We start from the raw sequence: 14,265 nt of genomic DNA, 5'->3' as shown, positions 1-14,265 counted from the left end.
TAACATATTGTAATGAATGTATAGTATCATGTTGTACATTCATTATGACAAGAGAAAGGATATCAATAAGGGTATGAAACTTGGTGCTCGCATTTTAAAAACGGGTATTGCCATTACATTAGCTTTATTTGCTTGTATTTTACTTCAATTACCGAGTCCAGTATTTGCGGGAATCTCAGCTATCTTTGCTGTTCAACCGTCTGTATATCGCTCGTATTTAACAGCTCTTGAGCAAATTCAAGCAAACGTAATTGGTGCGGTATTCGCTATCGTATTTGCTACTGCTTTTGGACATAATCCTTTTATTATTGGATTAACGTGTATATTAGTAATTGCTCTTACTTTACAATTACACTTAGAAAAAACAATATCACTCGCTTTAGTAACAGTTATCGCCATTATGGAGTATCAAGGCGAAGATTTCTTTAATTTTGCCTTACTTCGATTCGCGACGATTATGATTGGAATTATTGCGGCTTCGCTTGTAAATTTAGTATTTATGCCGCCAAAATATGAAACAAAACTTTACCATCGCATCGTTGATAATACAGAGGAAATTGTTAAATGGATTCGTATGAACAGTAGGCAAGCTTCTGATTTTACAACGCTAAAAACCGATATTGATCGCATGAAAGAAAAAATGATTAAACTAAATCATTACTATTTGCTGTATAAAGAAGAAAGAAGCTATACGAAAAAAATACAATTCGCGAAAATTCGTAAGCTCGTTTTATTCAGACAAATGTTAGCGACAACAAGCCGTGCTTTAAGCACGTTAAAGTCATTACATCGCACTGAAAATGAACTGCGCTATATGCCAGAAGAGTTTCAGGAATCTATTCAAAACGAACTTGATTCATTAACGCATTATCACGAACAAGTGTTATTAAAATTTATTGGTAAAGCAAAGAAACAACAATCCGTTGAGATGCTTGATGAAGTTGAAACAGGTAAACAAGAATTGATTGATATCTTTATGGATTATCAAAATAAGGACGATGAGGAAGCATATAAAATATGGTTACACCTCTTCCCTCTTATTTCTTCAATTATTAACTACAGTGAGGAAGTAGAGCATTTAGATTTACTTGTGGATAGCTTCTACACATACCATAAACCAGAAAGCGAACTCCAAATCGAAGATAAAAAAGAAGACGAATAAAAAACAGCTCCTTTTACGCTAAAGGAGCTGTTTCTGTTATATGCTGAAGTCGATATAGATTGTAATAAAATCCCCTTTTTTTCATTAACTCTTCATGAGAACCCTTTTCTTTTATTTCACCATCTTCAACATAAATAATTGTATCGACATGCGTGATCGTCGCTAATCGGTGTGCAATGATAATTGTTGTCCGATCTGCAGCTAACGTTTGCAGTGCCTCTTGAATATACCGTTCATTTTCTAAATCTAAAGCGGACGTTGCTTCATCTAATATAAGTAAAGACGGATTCTTTAGAAAAACCCGCGCGATTGCTACACGCTGTCTTTGTCCACCAGATAATTTCACACCACGTTCCCCAACGACAGTATCATAGCCGTCTGGCAAATCTGTAATAAAATTATGAATTTGTGCAGCTTTGGCAGCTGAAATCACTTCCGCCTCTGTAGCTTTCGGATTGCCATATAAAATATTAGCCCCGATTGTATCGCTAAATAATAAATTATCTTGTAGCACAATTCCAATATGACTACGTAAATTTCTCATATTATACTTTCTTACATCTATCCCGTCTATATAAACTGCACCTTCAGAAACATCATAAAAACGCGGAATTAAACTAGCAAGAGATGACTTTCCTCCTCCACTTGCCCCTACAAGCGCAACCTTCTCTCCCGAGCGCATAGTTAATGACAGATTATGCAATATTTCTTTTTCATCCGCATTATAACGAAAAGAAACATTATCAAATACAATTTCACCATTTAACTTTTTTGTTTGCACCGCATTTGGCACATTAACAATATCGTATTTTTCATCCAACAATTCAAACACTCGATCCATCGAGGCGAAAGACTGTGTTAATGTTGTAGATGAATTAACAAGGCGACGAAGCGGACTATATAAACTATCCATATATCCAACAAAAGCAACCATAGTACCCAGTGTTAACGATCCTTGAATTACCTCATACGCCGCAAAACCAATAACAAGTAATGGCCCTAAATCCGTTAACGTATTCACTGCCGAAAATGTTCTCGCTGTCCAACTCGTATGAGTTAGTGCTTTCGTTAAAAATTCATTATTTCTCTTTTCAAACTGTCCTCTTTCATACTCTTCTAATGCAAAACTACGTGTCACTTGCATCCCTTGAATACGTTCATGTAAATACCCTTGCATAGTTGCTAACGCTTGTGAGCGCTCTTTCGTCAATTTTCGAAGGCGCCCGAAAAAATATTTCACTGCAACTACATAAATAGGTAAGATTAATAAAGCAACAAAGGTTAATTTTATATTCATAGAAAACATAACGATAATGGCAATAACAATTGTTGCAGTATCTAACCAAACATTCATAAGACCAGTAATTACAAAGTCCTTCGTTTGTTCTACATCATGGATTACACGTGAAATAAGCTCCCCTGTTTTTGTGTTCGAATAATAACGTAAGCTCAATTTTTGCAAGTGCCCAAAAATATATTTTCGTAAATCGTATAGTATTGTATTGGCAATGCGCTGCGCGAAATATTGACGATAATATTCTATCGGCGGCCTTACTACTGCAAAAATAAAAAAAGCAATCCCAATTGCGGTTATTAATTGAGACGTTTTTTCTTGAAGCGATCCCGTGCTTTGAATAACATCATCAATAATATACTTTAATAACCATGGCATAATAAGCGGGATACCAAACTTCACAAGACCAATAATAATTGTAATAGCAATAAGCCATCGATATGGTTTAACAAATTGTAAATATCTTTTTATACCTTGCACATAATCCCCCCTCTAATAGGACAAACCTGCCGGGAAATCCCCTGCAGGTTTGTTTTAATTTCTGTACATTAAATATCTTTCGTACCACATATCTACGAAATCCGGTGCGAATGGACCTTTTCTTTGATGAATCCACTGTGTTAAATGTGCTACATTTCGTTTTAAAATTGTATCAATAACAGGTGGATACTGCATGATTTGGCTATGCTTCTCATACTCATCTTCATCTAAAAGTGTATATGTCATATCCGGATACACTTTAATATCTAAATCGTAATCAATATACTTTAATGCCTCAGAGTCATATGCAAAAGGAGAACTTAAATTACAATAATAATATACTCCTTCTTCCCTTAGCATTCCAATCACATTAAACCAATAATTGGCATGAAAGTAACAAATCGCAGGTTCGCGAGTAATCCATGTTCGGCCATCTGATTCCGTAACTACTGTACGATCATTCGCTCCGATCACAAGACTCTGCGTCCCTTTTAAAATCGTTGTCTCTTCCCACATTCTATGAATGGAGCCATTATGTTTATAACTATGTATTTGTACCTTTTCTCCTTCTTTGGGAAATCCCATATATGCTCCCTTCTTTCAGCTGCAAATGCCATTCTTAAGTTGTCTTAACTACCCCTTGAACTGCATTCACTTTTTTTCTATTATAACTTTTTTGTCAAAATTTTAAAACTAAAGCGATAGGATACTTGTTTTCATAAGGAATATAATGAAGTTTGTATTATTGAATACCACATCACCAACCCTTTTAATAAAGGAAAATCCTCTATGAATTAGCAATACGTATTTTAGAAGATTAAACGAAGATATAACAAAAAGAAAAGTCCCCCTCATCTCTGTTTAAGAAAGGACTTTCCCCTAAAATCAACAACATATCTCACCCTTAATTTGAAATTATTTTTTCGGTTTCAAAAGATTGAATCACATTATTCGTTTGCTGTTCAAATTTTTCATGCAAAAGTTTTAATGCTATTTCTGTTCTGTATATTTCTTGACGGATAAAATGCAATTCTTTTTTATCACACGTATCCCTTCCACTCATTTCAATTTGCTGATACTTCTCTAAATGTGATTGTAACTTTAAAAGCTCATCCATCGTTTCCAACTGCTCTCCTACCAACTTATCAAAGTCGTTCATCACTTACCCCCTTTTTGATTCATTCGCCAGTTATAATTCCTATTACATATTTCTAATCGTGAACTTCTTTCTCCTTTGACTACATTTGTTGACTTATTAGAAGTTATGTCGTTCCCTTTATTTTCATTACAGTGACACGCACACAAAGAAAACACTTCTCTCGAACGGAGAAGTGTTTTTCCTTCATTACTGATTTGAGCTAGAAGATTGTGATTGTTTTGCAGCTGATTGTGCATTTTGTTTTTTCACTGCATGCACATCTGTTTCAGTTGCAAACTCTGTACCATAACTAGCATTTGCACTTTGAGCACCAGAAGCTTGTGCTTTCTGTGCCTCTGATTGTGCGTTTGCTTGTTTTACTGCTTGTACATTCGTTTCAGTTGCAAACTCTGTACCATAGCTAGCATTTGTACTTTGAATGCTAGCACCAGAAGTTGCCTTATTATAACCTTGTTGTTTTTTACTCATCTTTCTCACCTCCACAATCAATAATGTAACCAATTCACTTAGAAGTTATCCTTAATTTTCTTTTAAAAATTCACGCATATATCTCTTATCACTCATTCAAACTACATATGATGGAGGTGGGAATATGTATACTGGACGTGATATGACTGAGCTAACTATGATTTCCAAAAATGAATGGAAAGAGGATGAATTAGCTTATTTTCATCATTCATTTCAGCAAATTATGCCTTATCTAAATGTAGAGGGACAAACGATTTATAAAGAAATTGTGAAAGAAATTGAGTCACGGGGCGGATTATAAACGCTTGGATTTCCAACCTCAAAATACAAATTTATTTTCAATATAAAAAACGTGTTCCAAAGTTCTGGAACACGTTTTTATTATTTATCCCGCATTAACGGGCAGTAAGACCCCCACCTCAAAATGCAGCGAAAGCAAAGAAGTTAGGTAGGGATCAACTGCCCGTAAAAGCCCGATTGGTGAAGGCTAATAATCAGTGGGGGATGAAGAAAACCCCCACTGATTAAAGTTTCACTTTATTGCATTGTAATTTCTCAACACACTTTTCGTAAATTGTACGATGTGATTTCGAGAAAGGTAACTGTTCGAACGCTTCTTTCGACACAAACTTTAATGTATCCGTTTCGACAATATTACCTGTTACTTTTCCGTAAAATATAAATATATCCCAAGTACGATGTGTAAAAGTATGTTGTACATTCATCGCGTATTCATCAATTGAAACAGAGAGATCAAAGCTCTCCTTCATATAATCCGTAAGCTGTTGTTTCTGATTACGAATACCTTCACCTAGTTCAATATTCGGGAACTCCCACATATTAGCCAGTAATCCCGTACTTGGGCGTTTATTAATTACGTAACGGCCATCTTCAGTTTGAAGTACTCCTGCAACGAGCGGTACCATTGTAGGTGCTTTCGCTTTACTTTTCACTGGCAGTTCTTTTTGAACACCTTCAGCATACCCTCTGCAATGTTCACGTACAGGACAAAGTAAACAAGATGGATTTTTCGGGATACAAATTAATGCCCCTAATTCCATCAAACCTTGGTTAAAATAAGATGGATTTTCTACCGAAATAATTTCACGCACAATCTCTTCAAAAACTTTTCTCGTCTTCGGCTTTGCAATATCATCCCACACTGATAAAATACGAGATAATACGCGCATAACATTTCCATCAACCGCTGGCTCTGGTATGCCATATGCAATGCTTAAAATGGCACCTTTTGTATATGGTCCTACTCCCTTTAATTTTTCAATTTTCTTTACATCGCTCGGTACTGTCCCGCCATATACTTCTTTTACCTCTTTTACTGCCGCGTGTAAATTTCGTGCTCTAGAATAATAACCTAAGCCTTCCCATGCTTTTAATACTTCTTCATCATCGGCAGTTGCTAGCGCTTCAAGCGTAGGAAACTTCCCCATAAAATTTGCGTAATATGGTTTTACAGCCTCTACCCTTGTTTGCTGTAACATAATTTCCGAAACCCAAACACGGTATGGATCTTTATTTTTTCGCCACGGTAAATCACGTTGTTCTTTTTCAAACCAACCAATTAAATCATTTTGAAACTGTTCTATGTTAAACTCATTTAATATTTCAAGTGTCAAACTTGATCCCCCTCATTTTTTTGCATATATGTACTATTATAAAGATTTTAGGAAAAAATTTAAGTAAGATGACATAGGAAATAGAAGGCAAAGGACTTGAGGTATCGAATAAAAAGAGTTACATTAATAAAAAACGGAGGTGGATTTCTATGGACACAGCCACTCACCTTGTTATGGGCGTTACTCTAGGCAGTTTGGCAACATTAGATCCAGCTATAGCACAAAGTGATATCGGGCCACAAGCAGTGATGCTTGCAACAATTGCCGGTTCCAATATTCCTGACATCGATACAGTTTTAAAATTGCGTAATAACGCTAAATATATAAGAAATCATCGCGGGATTACTCATTCCATTCCTGCAGTGATTCTTTGGTCACTCCTTATAAGTGGCATCTCTTTCGCCTTCTTTTCAGACGCTCCCTATCTGCATCTACTACTTTGGTCATTTATTGCCGTCTTTCTTCATGTCTTTGTGGATATTTTCAATGCCTATGGTACACAGGCATTAAGGCCCTTCACAAAAAAATGGGTAGCGCTCGGCATAATTAATACGTTTGATACGGTCATTTTCTTTATCCATATACTCGCTATCGCCTGTATGCTTGTCGGAGCACATAAAGGCTATACTGCTTTAGCAGCGTATATATTAATGTTTGTTTACTACATCGGCCGCATTATGATGCATCGAAATATCAAAAGTGTAGTATACAAACGTTTCAAAAATGTAGAGAAAGTGATTATTTCTCCTTCTTACAAATTTTATCATTATCATTTAGCCGTCGTTACAACTGAACATTACTACGTCGCAAGATGGCACCGCGGTAATATCCTTGTATACGATAAATTTAATCGCGTACCGTTCCCGAATACTGCCATTATGCAAGCTGCTGTGCGAGATGAAAATATATCTGCTTTCTTATCTTTCTCGCCTGTATATCGCTGGGATATTTTCGATTATGATAACTATTATGAAGTTCGATTTATTGATTTGCGGTATCGAAGTAAAGATTATTATCCATTCGTCGCAATCGTCCAGCTCGATCAAAATTTAAATATTATTAATTCATATACAGGATGGATTTTCAGCGAAGAAAAACTTCGAAAGAAACTGGAATTGCTTCCACATTAAAAAAAGCGACCTAAGTCGCTTTTTTTAATGTTTCAAATGATCTTCTTGATTGATTAAATGGCTATACTTCGGATTATTCGTACGCATTTCATGAAGGCGCTCTCCATGATTATTAACCCATGTTCGTACCACTTGTTCAGTCATTTCCTCACCTTGGTAACGACCTGATTTAGCATAAGTTGTTCGGAAGTCTTCCCACAGTAATTCAACCCATGCACGAGCTTGTGCGTAAGAAAGGTTGTCATTCTTATCTAATAATTCTTTCGTTAATGTTTCATAAATATCATTCATGTTCTATTCTCCTTTTATCTATCCCGATTGGTGCGGGCTAATAACCAGTGGGGGGATAAAAAAACCACTGGTTAAAGTTGCATTTTATTCCCTTCATTTCTAAAGGATAGTTTCTTCTATTTTGCACATTCTATAAGTGATACTTCTTAAAGAGGTATCGACTGATAATGAGGGGGCGTTCTTAATGGGTAGACAAGCCGAATTTTGGTCTGAGTCAAAAAACAACAGCAAAATCGAAGGTCAACCGAAAGCGAAATCACGCTTCGCTTCGAAACGACCTAACGGCACAATTAACACGCACCCACAAGAACGTATGCGTGCTGCAAATCAGCAGGAAGAGTAGTCCAAATTAAATTCCTACACGAGGTGATAAAGATGAGCTACCGTGACCATTTAGATCGTCGTTCTGAATTATTTAACCATACGTGGACTCGTCCAAAACATGCGAAGGCGCAAGTTAACGGACAGACGCAACAAACCCAGTCTCTCATTATACTGGCAAACGAATGTAAAAAACGCCAATTTTAGAATCTCCTATCTCCTTTAACGCCTACCAAAGATGAAAACCAGAGAGATTCGCTCTCTGGTTTTTATTTTTCTTGTAGCAAGGAAATTGGTATTCCAATCTCTTCATTATCATTTTGCTTATATCCCCAAGCAAATACCCCATTGAAATACGTAATTTTAAATACCACACCAGGTTCTTCTACTAATTCATATGTCTCACCAATATGGAATTTATTTATATCTATCATATAAGCACGAGCCATAGCCATTTTTCTCATTAATACATCGAATTCATTTACAATTCCAAGTTGCTCAGCCTTTACTGCTTGCTCCTTCAAAACCCCAATTTCTTCCCTTAGCTCATGTGGTGTCATTTCACTGTAGCGTTTTGGCATACCCATCTTATTTCCTCATCCCTCTTCACGTTTCATTTGTAAAAATATATCTATCTCATCAATAGAGAATCCTTTTCGATATAACGCTTGCTTCACCTTATTTTCGAATGTCCAACCATCATACTTCTTATATTTCTCATAATATTTATTCCCATGATAGTGTAACGCTTCTTGTTGCTGTTCGTCATCTTTTTCGTCTTTCAATTCTTCCAGACAAATTTGAATTACCTCTCTAGAATACCCTTTACGAACAAGCATTTCTTCTAATTTTTGTTTCATTTGTAAAAATGAATGCTTTTGATAAGATTTTTTTTTCTTTTCTATAAGAAACAAAGCATTCTCAATTTGCTTCTCCTTTGGATACTCTTGTAAACTATGTGTAATGATTAAATCCTGAACACCTTTACTTAATAGCCCTCTCCTAATAACAGTTGGACCTTTTTGATTCACATTACTTTGCGTTCGCACGTATGAAATAGCGTACTCTTTATCATTAATATATCGATCATGTAATAATTTCGAAATGACTTCAGAGATGATGGCCTGTCCCACTTCTTTTTTTCGTAAGAAATCTTCTATTTCTTGTTTTGTTCTCATTTGATAGGATAAATAGGAAATTGCTTGTAAATATGCTTTTTGTACCTCTTCATTGTACAAAATATTCCCTAACGCTACTTCATCAATTTCTAAGCCTTTTTGTAACCCATGTTTCATTAAGATTGATTGATTCACACTAAATCCGTACTCTTCACCTTGACCTTTATCAATATAAATATTAAATCGTTCTTTCGAGCGTTTTTGCACTTCTATTTTTGTAATGACAGTCATACTCTCACCTCTCTATTATTTTAACATAGTCAAGGAACGTTTTTGCTTTTCAAGAATATATATAATGAGGAGGAAATGATTGTGAAAATCGCAATTTCTGGTGGCTCTGGCTTTATCGGCAAATACCTTTCTAATTTTTTTATTCAAAAGGGGTATACTGTTTACATTCTTACTCGAAAAAAAACTGCTGAAACTTCACATACTAACCTTCAATACGTACAGTGGACACCGGATTTACAGACCTTCCCCCTCTCCTCTATCGATGTAGTTATTAATCTATCTGGAGAGTCTATTAATAGTAGATGGACAAAGAAACAAAAAGAAACAATTTTAAACAGTAGGATTCAAACAACAAAAGGACTCATGAAACAATTACAAGCACTCGCAACAAAACCACACACATTTATTAACGCAAGCGCTATTGGATACTATGGAACATCTGAAACAGAGTCTTTTACTGAGCAACAAGAAACTCCCGGAAATGATTTTTTAGCAGAAACAGTATTTTTATGGGAGCAAGAAGCATCTAAAGCACGTTCTCTTGGAATAAGAACAATCTACTCAAGATTTGGAGTCGTATTAGGTGCAGACGGAGGAGCTCTTCCAAAAATGCTACTTCCCTATCAATTATATATTGGGGGGACAATTGGATCTGGAAACCAATGGTTATCATGGATTCATATAGACGATGTCGTTCGCATGATTGATTTCATCATTCACAAAAAAGAAATTGACGGACCTTTTAATATTACAGCGCCAACGCCAATACGGATGAAAGAGTTCGGTGAAATTATTGCCACTATAACTAAGCGACCTCATTGGTTACCTGTTCCTTCATTTGTACTGCGCGCTTTACTCGGTGAGATGAGTATACTTGTATTAGAAGGGCAACATGTATTACCCAATAAAGCGATTGAACATGGATATCGATACACATTTCCTACAGTTAACCATGCATTACAAAATATACTCTTGCATACAATGTAGTACTTCTAAAATAGTTTTACGGGTAGTTTATCTCCTTCAAAACTTCTCACTTTCTAAACTCCGGAGCATTACTACACGAACAACCTTTCAGTTACTTTGTCTTAACTTACACTAAATATTACAAAGTAACAGAAATGAGGTACCTATGAAAACATTGCTCAAACAAGCCATCGTATATCCTATTACCTCTCCAAAATTTCAAGGAGATGTACTGGTTACAGGAGAACGAATCACCGAGGTCAAACCTTATATTAAGCCTACTCAAGATATGACTGTTATAGACGCACGAGCTCTTCATCTTTTACCTGGATTTATTGATGTGCATACTCATCTTGGTCTCTATGACGAAGGCACTGGTTGGGCTGGTAATGATGCAAATGAAACATCTGAAGTTTCAACACCACATATCCGTTCTTTAGACGGGATCCATCCTTTTGATATTGCATTTCAAGACGCTGTACAAAATGGGGTTACGACTGTTCACGTTATGCCCGGAAGCCAAAATATTATCGGCGGTACTACTTGTGTAATAAAAACTGCTGGAACTTGTATTGATCATATGATTATTCAGGAACCCGCTGGTTTAAAAATTGCCTTTGGAGAAAACCCTAAAAAGGTCCATAGCAACGGCACAAAAGAATCAATAACACGTATGGGAATTATGGGGTTACTTCGTGAAACATTCTATGACGCACAACACTACGGGCATGAAGCTGATTTTCGAATGCTCCCTATTTTAAAAGCACTCCGCCGAGAAATACCAGTACGTATCCACGCTCACCGCGCAGATGATATCACTTCAGCTTTACGCTTTGCGACAGAATTCAATCTTGATTTACGTATTGAACATTGTACAGAAGGACACTTTATTGTTGAGGAACTTTCGAAACATAATTTAAAGATTTCAGTTGGTCCGACCCTTACACGACGTTCGAAAATCGAGCTTAAAAACAAAACATGGGATACTTATCATATATTATCTAAAAGTGGCATAGAAGTTTCTATTACAACAGATCACCCTTATACACCCATTCAATATTTAAATGTTTGTGCCGCTATCGCTGTTCGAGAAGGATTAGATGAAAAAACGGCCTTGGAAGGAATAACTATTTTTCCAGCTCGTAATTTACGTTTAGAGAATAGAATTGGAAGCATTGAAGTTGGAAAAGATGCTGATCTCGTGTTATGGACTCACCATCCTTTCCATTATTTAGCCAAGCCTGTACTCACCATGATTGACGGAAAAATAATTTACAAAAAAAATAAAAAAAACTAGTTTATTTTTTTGACTAGATAAAGTATTATACGATTATAAACTGAATGAAACCATAATCAATTTGTGTCGTGATTATCATTTTCAAATTGATGAATGGGGAAGGCAAATGGTGCGCCACCAGCGTTATAAACTGGTTCTAGTGGGTTCGATTCCCACCCCGAAATTTTTTAAAGATTGATATAAAAATTTCGAGGGTGGGTGTTTTTTCGTCATGCTACCCTCGTGTGAGGAGGAGTTAGTGTGTTGAAAAAACGCGACTTACACGACAGCCACGTTCTATACGAGTTAATGGTGGATCCAGCTGTCTTCCCTTTTGTGCGTCAAAAGGCTTATTCTTATGAAGAATATTTATTTTTAACGAAACAAACAATTGAAGCCGAAGAGCGTGGAGAATTAATCTCACGCACAATTTTAGATGAATGGGGTAACCCTATCGGTACAATTACTTTATTTGATGTGCAAGAAAAAGCCGGATTCCTCGGAACCTGGCTTGGCAAACCCTATCATGGCAAAGGATATAATAAATTAGCGAAAGATTCATTTTTTAGCGAACTTTTCTACGAATTAGATATTGAAACGATTTTTATGCGTATTCGTAAAATAAATATCCGGTCTATTAAGGCTGCCGAAAAACTACAATATGTAAATCTAGCAAACGAAACAAGAAAAGCTGTTTATGATGAAATTAACGCGCATGAAGAAGTATATAATTTATATGAAATTCCAAAAGATCAATATACACTTGCAACAATGCGAGATACAACATTCCAAGAAGCACACCAATTAAAAGAAGCGTAATCTAAAAATTCAGAAATAATAATTAATCATTACTAATTTGACATATATGTATATCACCCCATGTCTTTGGAAACGATAGATAGTGACTTTAGGACACGAGGTGATTTGTAATGGATAAAAAGAAACGTGATAAAGCAAAAAACACATTATCTAGTACACAAGAAGTTCTCTATCAACGAGAATTTCGAAAAGCAGATCGTGCAGCGGGCTATCGCTCAAAAAGCATTTAAAGTGAAACTGAATAATTAGAAGGTTTCCCCCCTAATTATTCAGTTTCATTACATAAGATCTTCCAATAGATTAGCAAAAAAGGTTCCTTATAAATAAGGAATCTTTTTTGTGGACAACTTTATCCACAAAAATCGTAGAATTGTGCATAAATTCCAAAAGTATTTTACGAATTCATCTATTTAAATGAATTCTAAACGTGAGAATTGTGGATAATTTTCTAAAAATTGTGGACTATGTGGATATAGTTGTTAATATTCCGACTTTACTGTCTAATAGAAGCGCAATACCTTGTGGATAAGTTAATAATTCACGTTTACTTTTTTTACAACAATAAAAAAACCCTCTTTAAATGCTTAAAAGAGGGGTTTCATATTAAGTAAAAGATTCGGCAAGAGCTGGTGATTTAATAGGTATATGATTCGGCTCTGCATGATTTTCTGCCAAAATTGTATCCACAATATGACCAGCTGGCTCAGGACGATAAATACTTTTCATTGCTTCTTTCATTTGAAGAAGCTTCATATCATCTTGTAATAACGCCTCTGTTTTTGCAAAAACTTCACTATCATCACGAATGACAACTGCAGCCCCTTTTTTTTCAAAATACAACGCATTTTCATTCTCTTGTCCTGGGACAGGTTTATATAAAATGACAGGTACTTGTAATGCTGCTGCTTCGCTTAATGTAATACCACCTGGCTTCGTAATCATACAAGAAGTAACACGGAACAACTCATCAATGTTTTCAACATAACCAAATACTTTTAAAGCATCAGAACTTTGTTCCTGTAGTTCCATTAAATCCTGCTTTAAAGCTTCGTTTTTCCCACAAACGACAACTACTTGTAAGTTTGGTACTGACATAAATGACTGGCATAGCTCTTTTACACTCCCTAGCACACCATGAGCACCTGCTACAATTAGTAACATCTTTTTATCCTTACATAACTGATATTTATTATATATAATTGCTGGATTTATCTTTAGCTCAAAACTGCTGCGAATCGGAATCCCTGTTTCAACAATTTGCTCTGCAGGTACACCGATATCAACCATCACTTTTTTCACATGATCGGTTGCTACAAAATAACGATCTACTTCTCGATGGATCCATATTTTATGCACACAAAAATCCGTTAATACGTTATAAACAGGAATAGAAATACCTATTTGCTTTTTCAATTCTGGTACAGCGATGATTGGAAAGGTATTAATAACAATATCCGGTTTCTCCACCTGTAATAGCGTCTTCAAACGCTTTCTTCCAAAATTCGCATACCAAGATGCTATTTTTTTATCATAAATTTTCTCTACACCATAATAAAACAAACGATATAATTCTTTTCCTACCGTATAGCTTTTTAAATATAAATATTTTGTAATATCGGTTATAACTGGATGTGATTCTCCGAACAAGTCGCATACAATTACATCTTTGATTCCTTTTTGACGAAAGGTTTGTTCTAATGTTTTCGCTACTTGCACATGACCGTTACCGTAATGTGCAGTTAATATTAAAACCTTGGGGTTTTTTATCAAACAAATCCACTCCTAGCTTTTTGTTTCTCCATATTGCATATACGACAATAGGAAAAACATTTTCCTTAAACATTACATACTCGGAT

General features: G+C 35.6%; 18 protein-coding genes. 9 read left to right on the top strand and 9 right to left on the bottom strand.

Annotation, left to right across the window (positions count from 1 at the left end):
- Positions 1–73: 73 nt before the first annotated feature.
- Entirely contained in the window at positions 74–1,162 is a 1,089-nt protein-coding gene (locus MHB76_RS02545) for an aromatic acid exporter family protein (protein WP_002159375.1), read from the top strand.
- Positions 1,163–1,175: 13 nt separating this feature from the next.
- Here MHB76_RS02545 and MHB76_RS02540 read toward each other — a convergent pair whose 3' ends face one another.
- The 4 genes from MHB76_RS02540 to MHB76_RS02525 all read right to left on the bottom strand — a co-directional run bounded on the left by MHB76_RS02540 (position 1,176) and on the right by MHB76_RS02525 (position 4,563).
- Entirely contained in the window at positions 1,176–2,936 is a 1,761-nt protein-coding gene (locus MHB76_RS02540; protein WP_078173493.1) for an ABC transporter ATP-binding protein, read from the bottom strand.
- Positions 2,937–2,990: 54 nt separating this feature from the next.
- Positions 2,991–3,521 (bottom strand): nucleoside tri-diphosphate phosphatase, encoded by a 531-nt coding sequence (gene ntdP / locus MHB76_RS02535; RefSeq protein WP_000506627.1) that lies wholly within the window; start codon positions 3,519–3,521, stop codon positions 2,991–2,993.
- Positions 3,522–3,840: 319 nt separating this feature from the next.
- The gene (locus MHB76_RS02530; RefSeq protein WP_002010338.1) at positions 3,841–4,095 is read right to left on the bottom strand and encodes a YgaB family protein; all 255 of its coding nucleotides are present in this window, start codon (positions 4,093–4,095) and stop codon (positions 3,841–3,843) included.
- Positions 4,096–4,281: 186 nt separating this feature from the next.
- Positions 4,282–4,563 (bottom strand): gamma-type small acid-soluble spore protein, encoded by a 282-nt coding sequence (locus MHB76_RS02525; protein ID WP_002151730.1) that lies wholly within the window; start codon positions 4,561–4,563, stop codon positions 4,282–4,284.
- Between the two features lie 124 nt (positions 4,564–4,687).
- Between MHB76_RS02525 and MHB76_RS02520 the strand changes: the two genes are divergently transcribed.
- Positions 4,688–4,864: a hypothetical protein gene (locus MHB76_RS02520; protein WP_002159377.1), complete on the top strand. Its 177-nt coding sequence runs from the start codon at positions 4,688–4,690 to the stop codon at positions 4,862–4,864.
- Positions 4,865–5,087: 223 nt separating this feature from the next.
- On the opposite strand, the gene mutY is transcribed toward MHB76_RS02520, so the two are convergent.
- Positions 5,088–6,197: an A/G-specific adenine glycosylase gene (gene mutY, locus MHB76_RS02515; RefSeq protein WP_340985603.1), complete on the bottom strand. Its 1,110-nt coding sequence runs from the start codon at positions 6,195–6,197 to the stop codon at positions 5,088–5,090.
- Between the two features lie 149 nt (positions 6,198–6,346).
- Between mutY and MHB76_RS02510 the strand changes: the two genes are divergently transcribed.
- The gene (locus tag MHB76_RS02510; RefSeq protein ID WP_002151725.1) at positions 6,347–7,327 is read left to right on the top strand and encodes a metal-dependent hydrolase; all 981 of its coding nucleotides are present in this window, start codon (positions 6,347–6,349) and stop codon (positions 7,325–7,327) included.
- 24 nt (positions 7,328–7,351) lie between these two features.
- On the opposite strand, the gene MHB76_RS02505 is transcribed toward MHB76_RS02510, so the two are convergent.
- Positions 7,352–7,618 (bottom strand): YfhJ family protein, encoded by a 267-nt coding sequence (locus tag MHB76_RS02505; RefSeq protein ID WP_002159380.1) that lies wholly within the window; start codon positions 7,616–7,618, stop codon positions 7,352–7,354.
- A gap of 184 nt (positions 7,619–7,802) precedes the next feature.
- Between MHB76_RS02505 and MHB76_RS02500 the strand changes: the two genes are divergently transcribed.
- Positions 7,803–7,961: a small, acid-soluble spore protein K gene (locus MHB76_RS02500; RefSeq protein WP_002113845.1), complete on the top strand. Its 159-nt coding sequence runs from the start codon at positions 7,803–7,805 to the stop codon at positions 7,959–7,961.
- A gap of 32 nt (positions 7,962–7,993) precedes the next feature.
- Positions 7,994–8,146 carry a YpzG family protein gene (locus MHB76_RS02495; protein ID WP_002010325.1) on the top strand — a complete coding sequence of 51 codons (153 nt, stop codon included), beginning with the start codon at positions 7,994–7,996 and terminating at the stop codon, positions 8,144–8,146.
- Positions 8,147–8,208: 62 nt separating this feature from the next.
- On the opposite strand, the gene MHB76_RS02490 is transcribed toward MHB76_RS02495, so the two are convergent.
- Positions 8,209–8,526, bottom strand: a complete 318-nt coding sequence (locus MHB76_RS02490) for a YfhH family protein (protein ID WP_002113842.1) — start codon at positions 8,524–8,526, stop codon at positions 8,209–8,211.
- A 9-nt stretch (positions 8,527–8,535) separates the two neighbouring features.
- Positions 8,536–9,348 carry a recombination regulator RecX gene (gene recX, locus MHB76_RS02485; RefSeq protein ID WP_078173494.1) on the bottom strand — a complete coding sequence of 271 codons (813 nt, stop codon included), beginning with the start codon at positions 9,346–9,348 and terminating at the stop codon, positions 8,536–8,538.
- 81 nt (positions 9,349–9,429) lie between these two features.
- Here recX and MHB76_RS02480 point away from each other — a divergent pair, with 81 nt between their 5' ends.
- The 4 genes from MHB76_RS02480 (at position 9,430) to MHB76_RS02465 (ending at position 12,639) form a co-directional block, all read left to right on the top strand.
- On the top strand, positions 9,430–10,335 hold the full coding sequence (locus MHB76_RS02480; RefSeq protein WP_199709159.1) for a TIGR01777 family oxidoreductase: 906 nt from the start codon (positions 9,430–9,432) through the stop codon (positions 10,333–10,335).
- Positions 10,336–10,480: 145 nt separating this feature from the next.
- Positions 10,481–11,611: an amidohydrolase gene (locus tag MHB76_RS02475; RefSeq protein ID WP_002113826.1), complete on the top strand. Its 1,131-nt coding sequence runs from the start codon at positions 10,481–10,483 to the stop codon at positions 11,609–11,611.
- Positions 11,612–11,851: 240 nt separating this feature from the next.
- Positions 11,852–12,409 (top strand): GNAT family N-acetyltransferase, encoded by a 558-nt coding sequence (locus tag MHB76_RS02470; protein ID WP_002091129.1) that lies wholly within the window; start codon positions 11,852–11,854, stop codon positions 12,407–12,409.
- Between the two features lie 110 nt (positions 12,410–12,519).
- The gene (locus MHB76_RS02465) at positions 12,520–12,639 is read left to right on the top strand and encodes a YfhE family protein (protein ID WP_000358484.1); all 120 of its coding nucleotides are present in this window, start codon (positions 12,520–12,522) and stop codon (positions 12,637–12,639) included.
- A gap of 373 nt (positions 12,640–13,012) precedes the next feature.
- Here the strand turns inward: MHB76_RS02465 and MHB76_RS02460 are convergent, their stop codons facing one another.
- Entirely contained in the window at positions 13,013–14,179 is a 1,167-nt protein-coding gene (locus MHB76_RS02460; protein ID WP_002113823.1) for a diglucosyl diacylglycerol synthase, read from the bottom strand.
- Positions 14,180–14,265: the final 86 nt, after the last annotated feature.

The sequence above is a fragment of the Bacillus sp. FSL M7-1345 genome (genome assembly GCF_038006985.1).
In the GTDB taxonomy this organism is placed as follows: domain Bacteria; phylum Bacillota; class Bacilli; order Bacillales; family Bacillaceae_G; genus Bacillus_A; species Bacillus_A cereus_U.
This window is presented reverse-complemented; position numbering and strand designations above follow the sequence as displayed.

Excerpts from the sequence above, each read along its gene's own strand:
- MHB76_RS02530 (WP_002010338.1), bottom strand. The coding sequence starts at position 4,095 with ATGAACGACTTTGATAAGTTGGTAGGAGAGCAGTTGGAAACGATGGAT.
- MHB76_RS02495 (WP_002010325.1), top strand. The coding sequence starts at position 7,994 with ATGAGCTACCGTGACCATTTAGATCGTCGTTCTGAATTATTTAACCAT.
- MHB76_RS02520 (WP_002159377.1), top strand. The coding sequence starts at position 4,688 with ATGTATACTGGACGTGATATGACTGAGCTAACTATGATTTCCAAAAAT.
- MHB76_RS02525 (WP_002151730.1), bottom strand. The coding sequence starts at position 4,563 with ATGAGTAAAAAACAACAAGGTTATAATAAGGCAACTTCTGGTGCTAGC.
- MHB76_RS02545 (WP_002159375.1), top strand. The coding sequence starts at position 74 with ATGAAACTTGGTGCTCGCATTTTAAAAACGGGTATTGCCATTACATTA.
- recX (WP_078173494.1), bottom strand. The coding sequence starts at position 9,348 with ATGACTGTCATTACAAAAATAGAAGTGCAAAAACGCTCGAAAGAACGA.
- MHB76_RS02500 (WP_002113845.1), top strand. The coding sequence starts at position 7,803 with ATGGGTAGACAAGCCGAATTTTGGTCTGAGTCAAAAAACAACAGCAAA.
- MHB76_RS02505 (WP_002159380.1), bottom strand. The coding sequence starts at position 7,618 with ATGAATGATATTTATGAAACATTAACGAAAGAATTATTAGATAAGAAT.
- MHB76_RS02465 (WP_000358484.1), top strand. The coding sequence starts at position 12,520 with ATGGATAAAAAGAAACGTGATAAAGCAAAAAACACATTATCTAGTACA.
- ntdP (WP_000506627.1), bottom strand. The coding sequence starts at position 3,521 with ATGGGATTTCCCAAAGAAGGAGAAAAGGTACAAATACATAGTTATAAA.
- MHB76_RS02510 (WP_002151725.1), top strand. The coding sequence starts at position 6,347 with ATGGACACAGCCACTCACCTTGTTATGGGCGTTACTCTAGGCAGTTTG.
- MHB76_RS02490 (WP_002113842.1), bottom strand. The coding sequence starts at position 8,526 with ATGGGTATGCCAAAACGCTACAGTGAAATGACACCACATGAGCTAAGG.
- MHB76_RS02475 (WP_002113826.1), top strand. The coding sequence starts at position 10,481 with ATGAAAACATTGCTCAAACAAGCCATCGTATATCCTATTACCTCTCCA.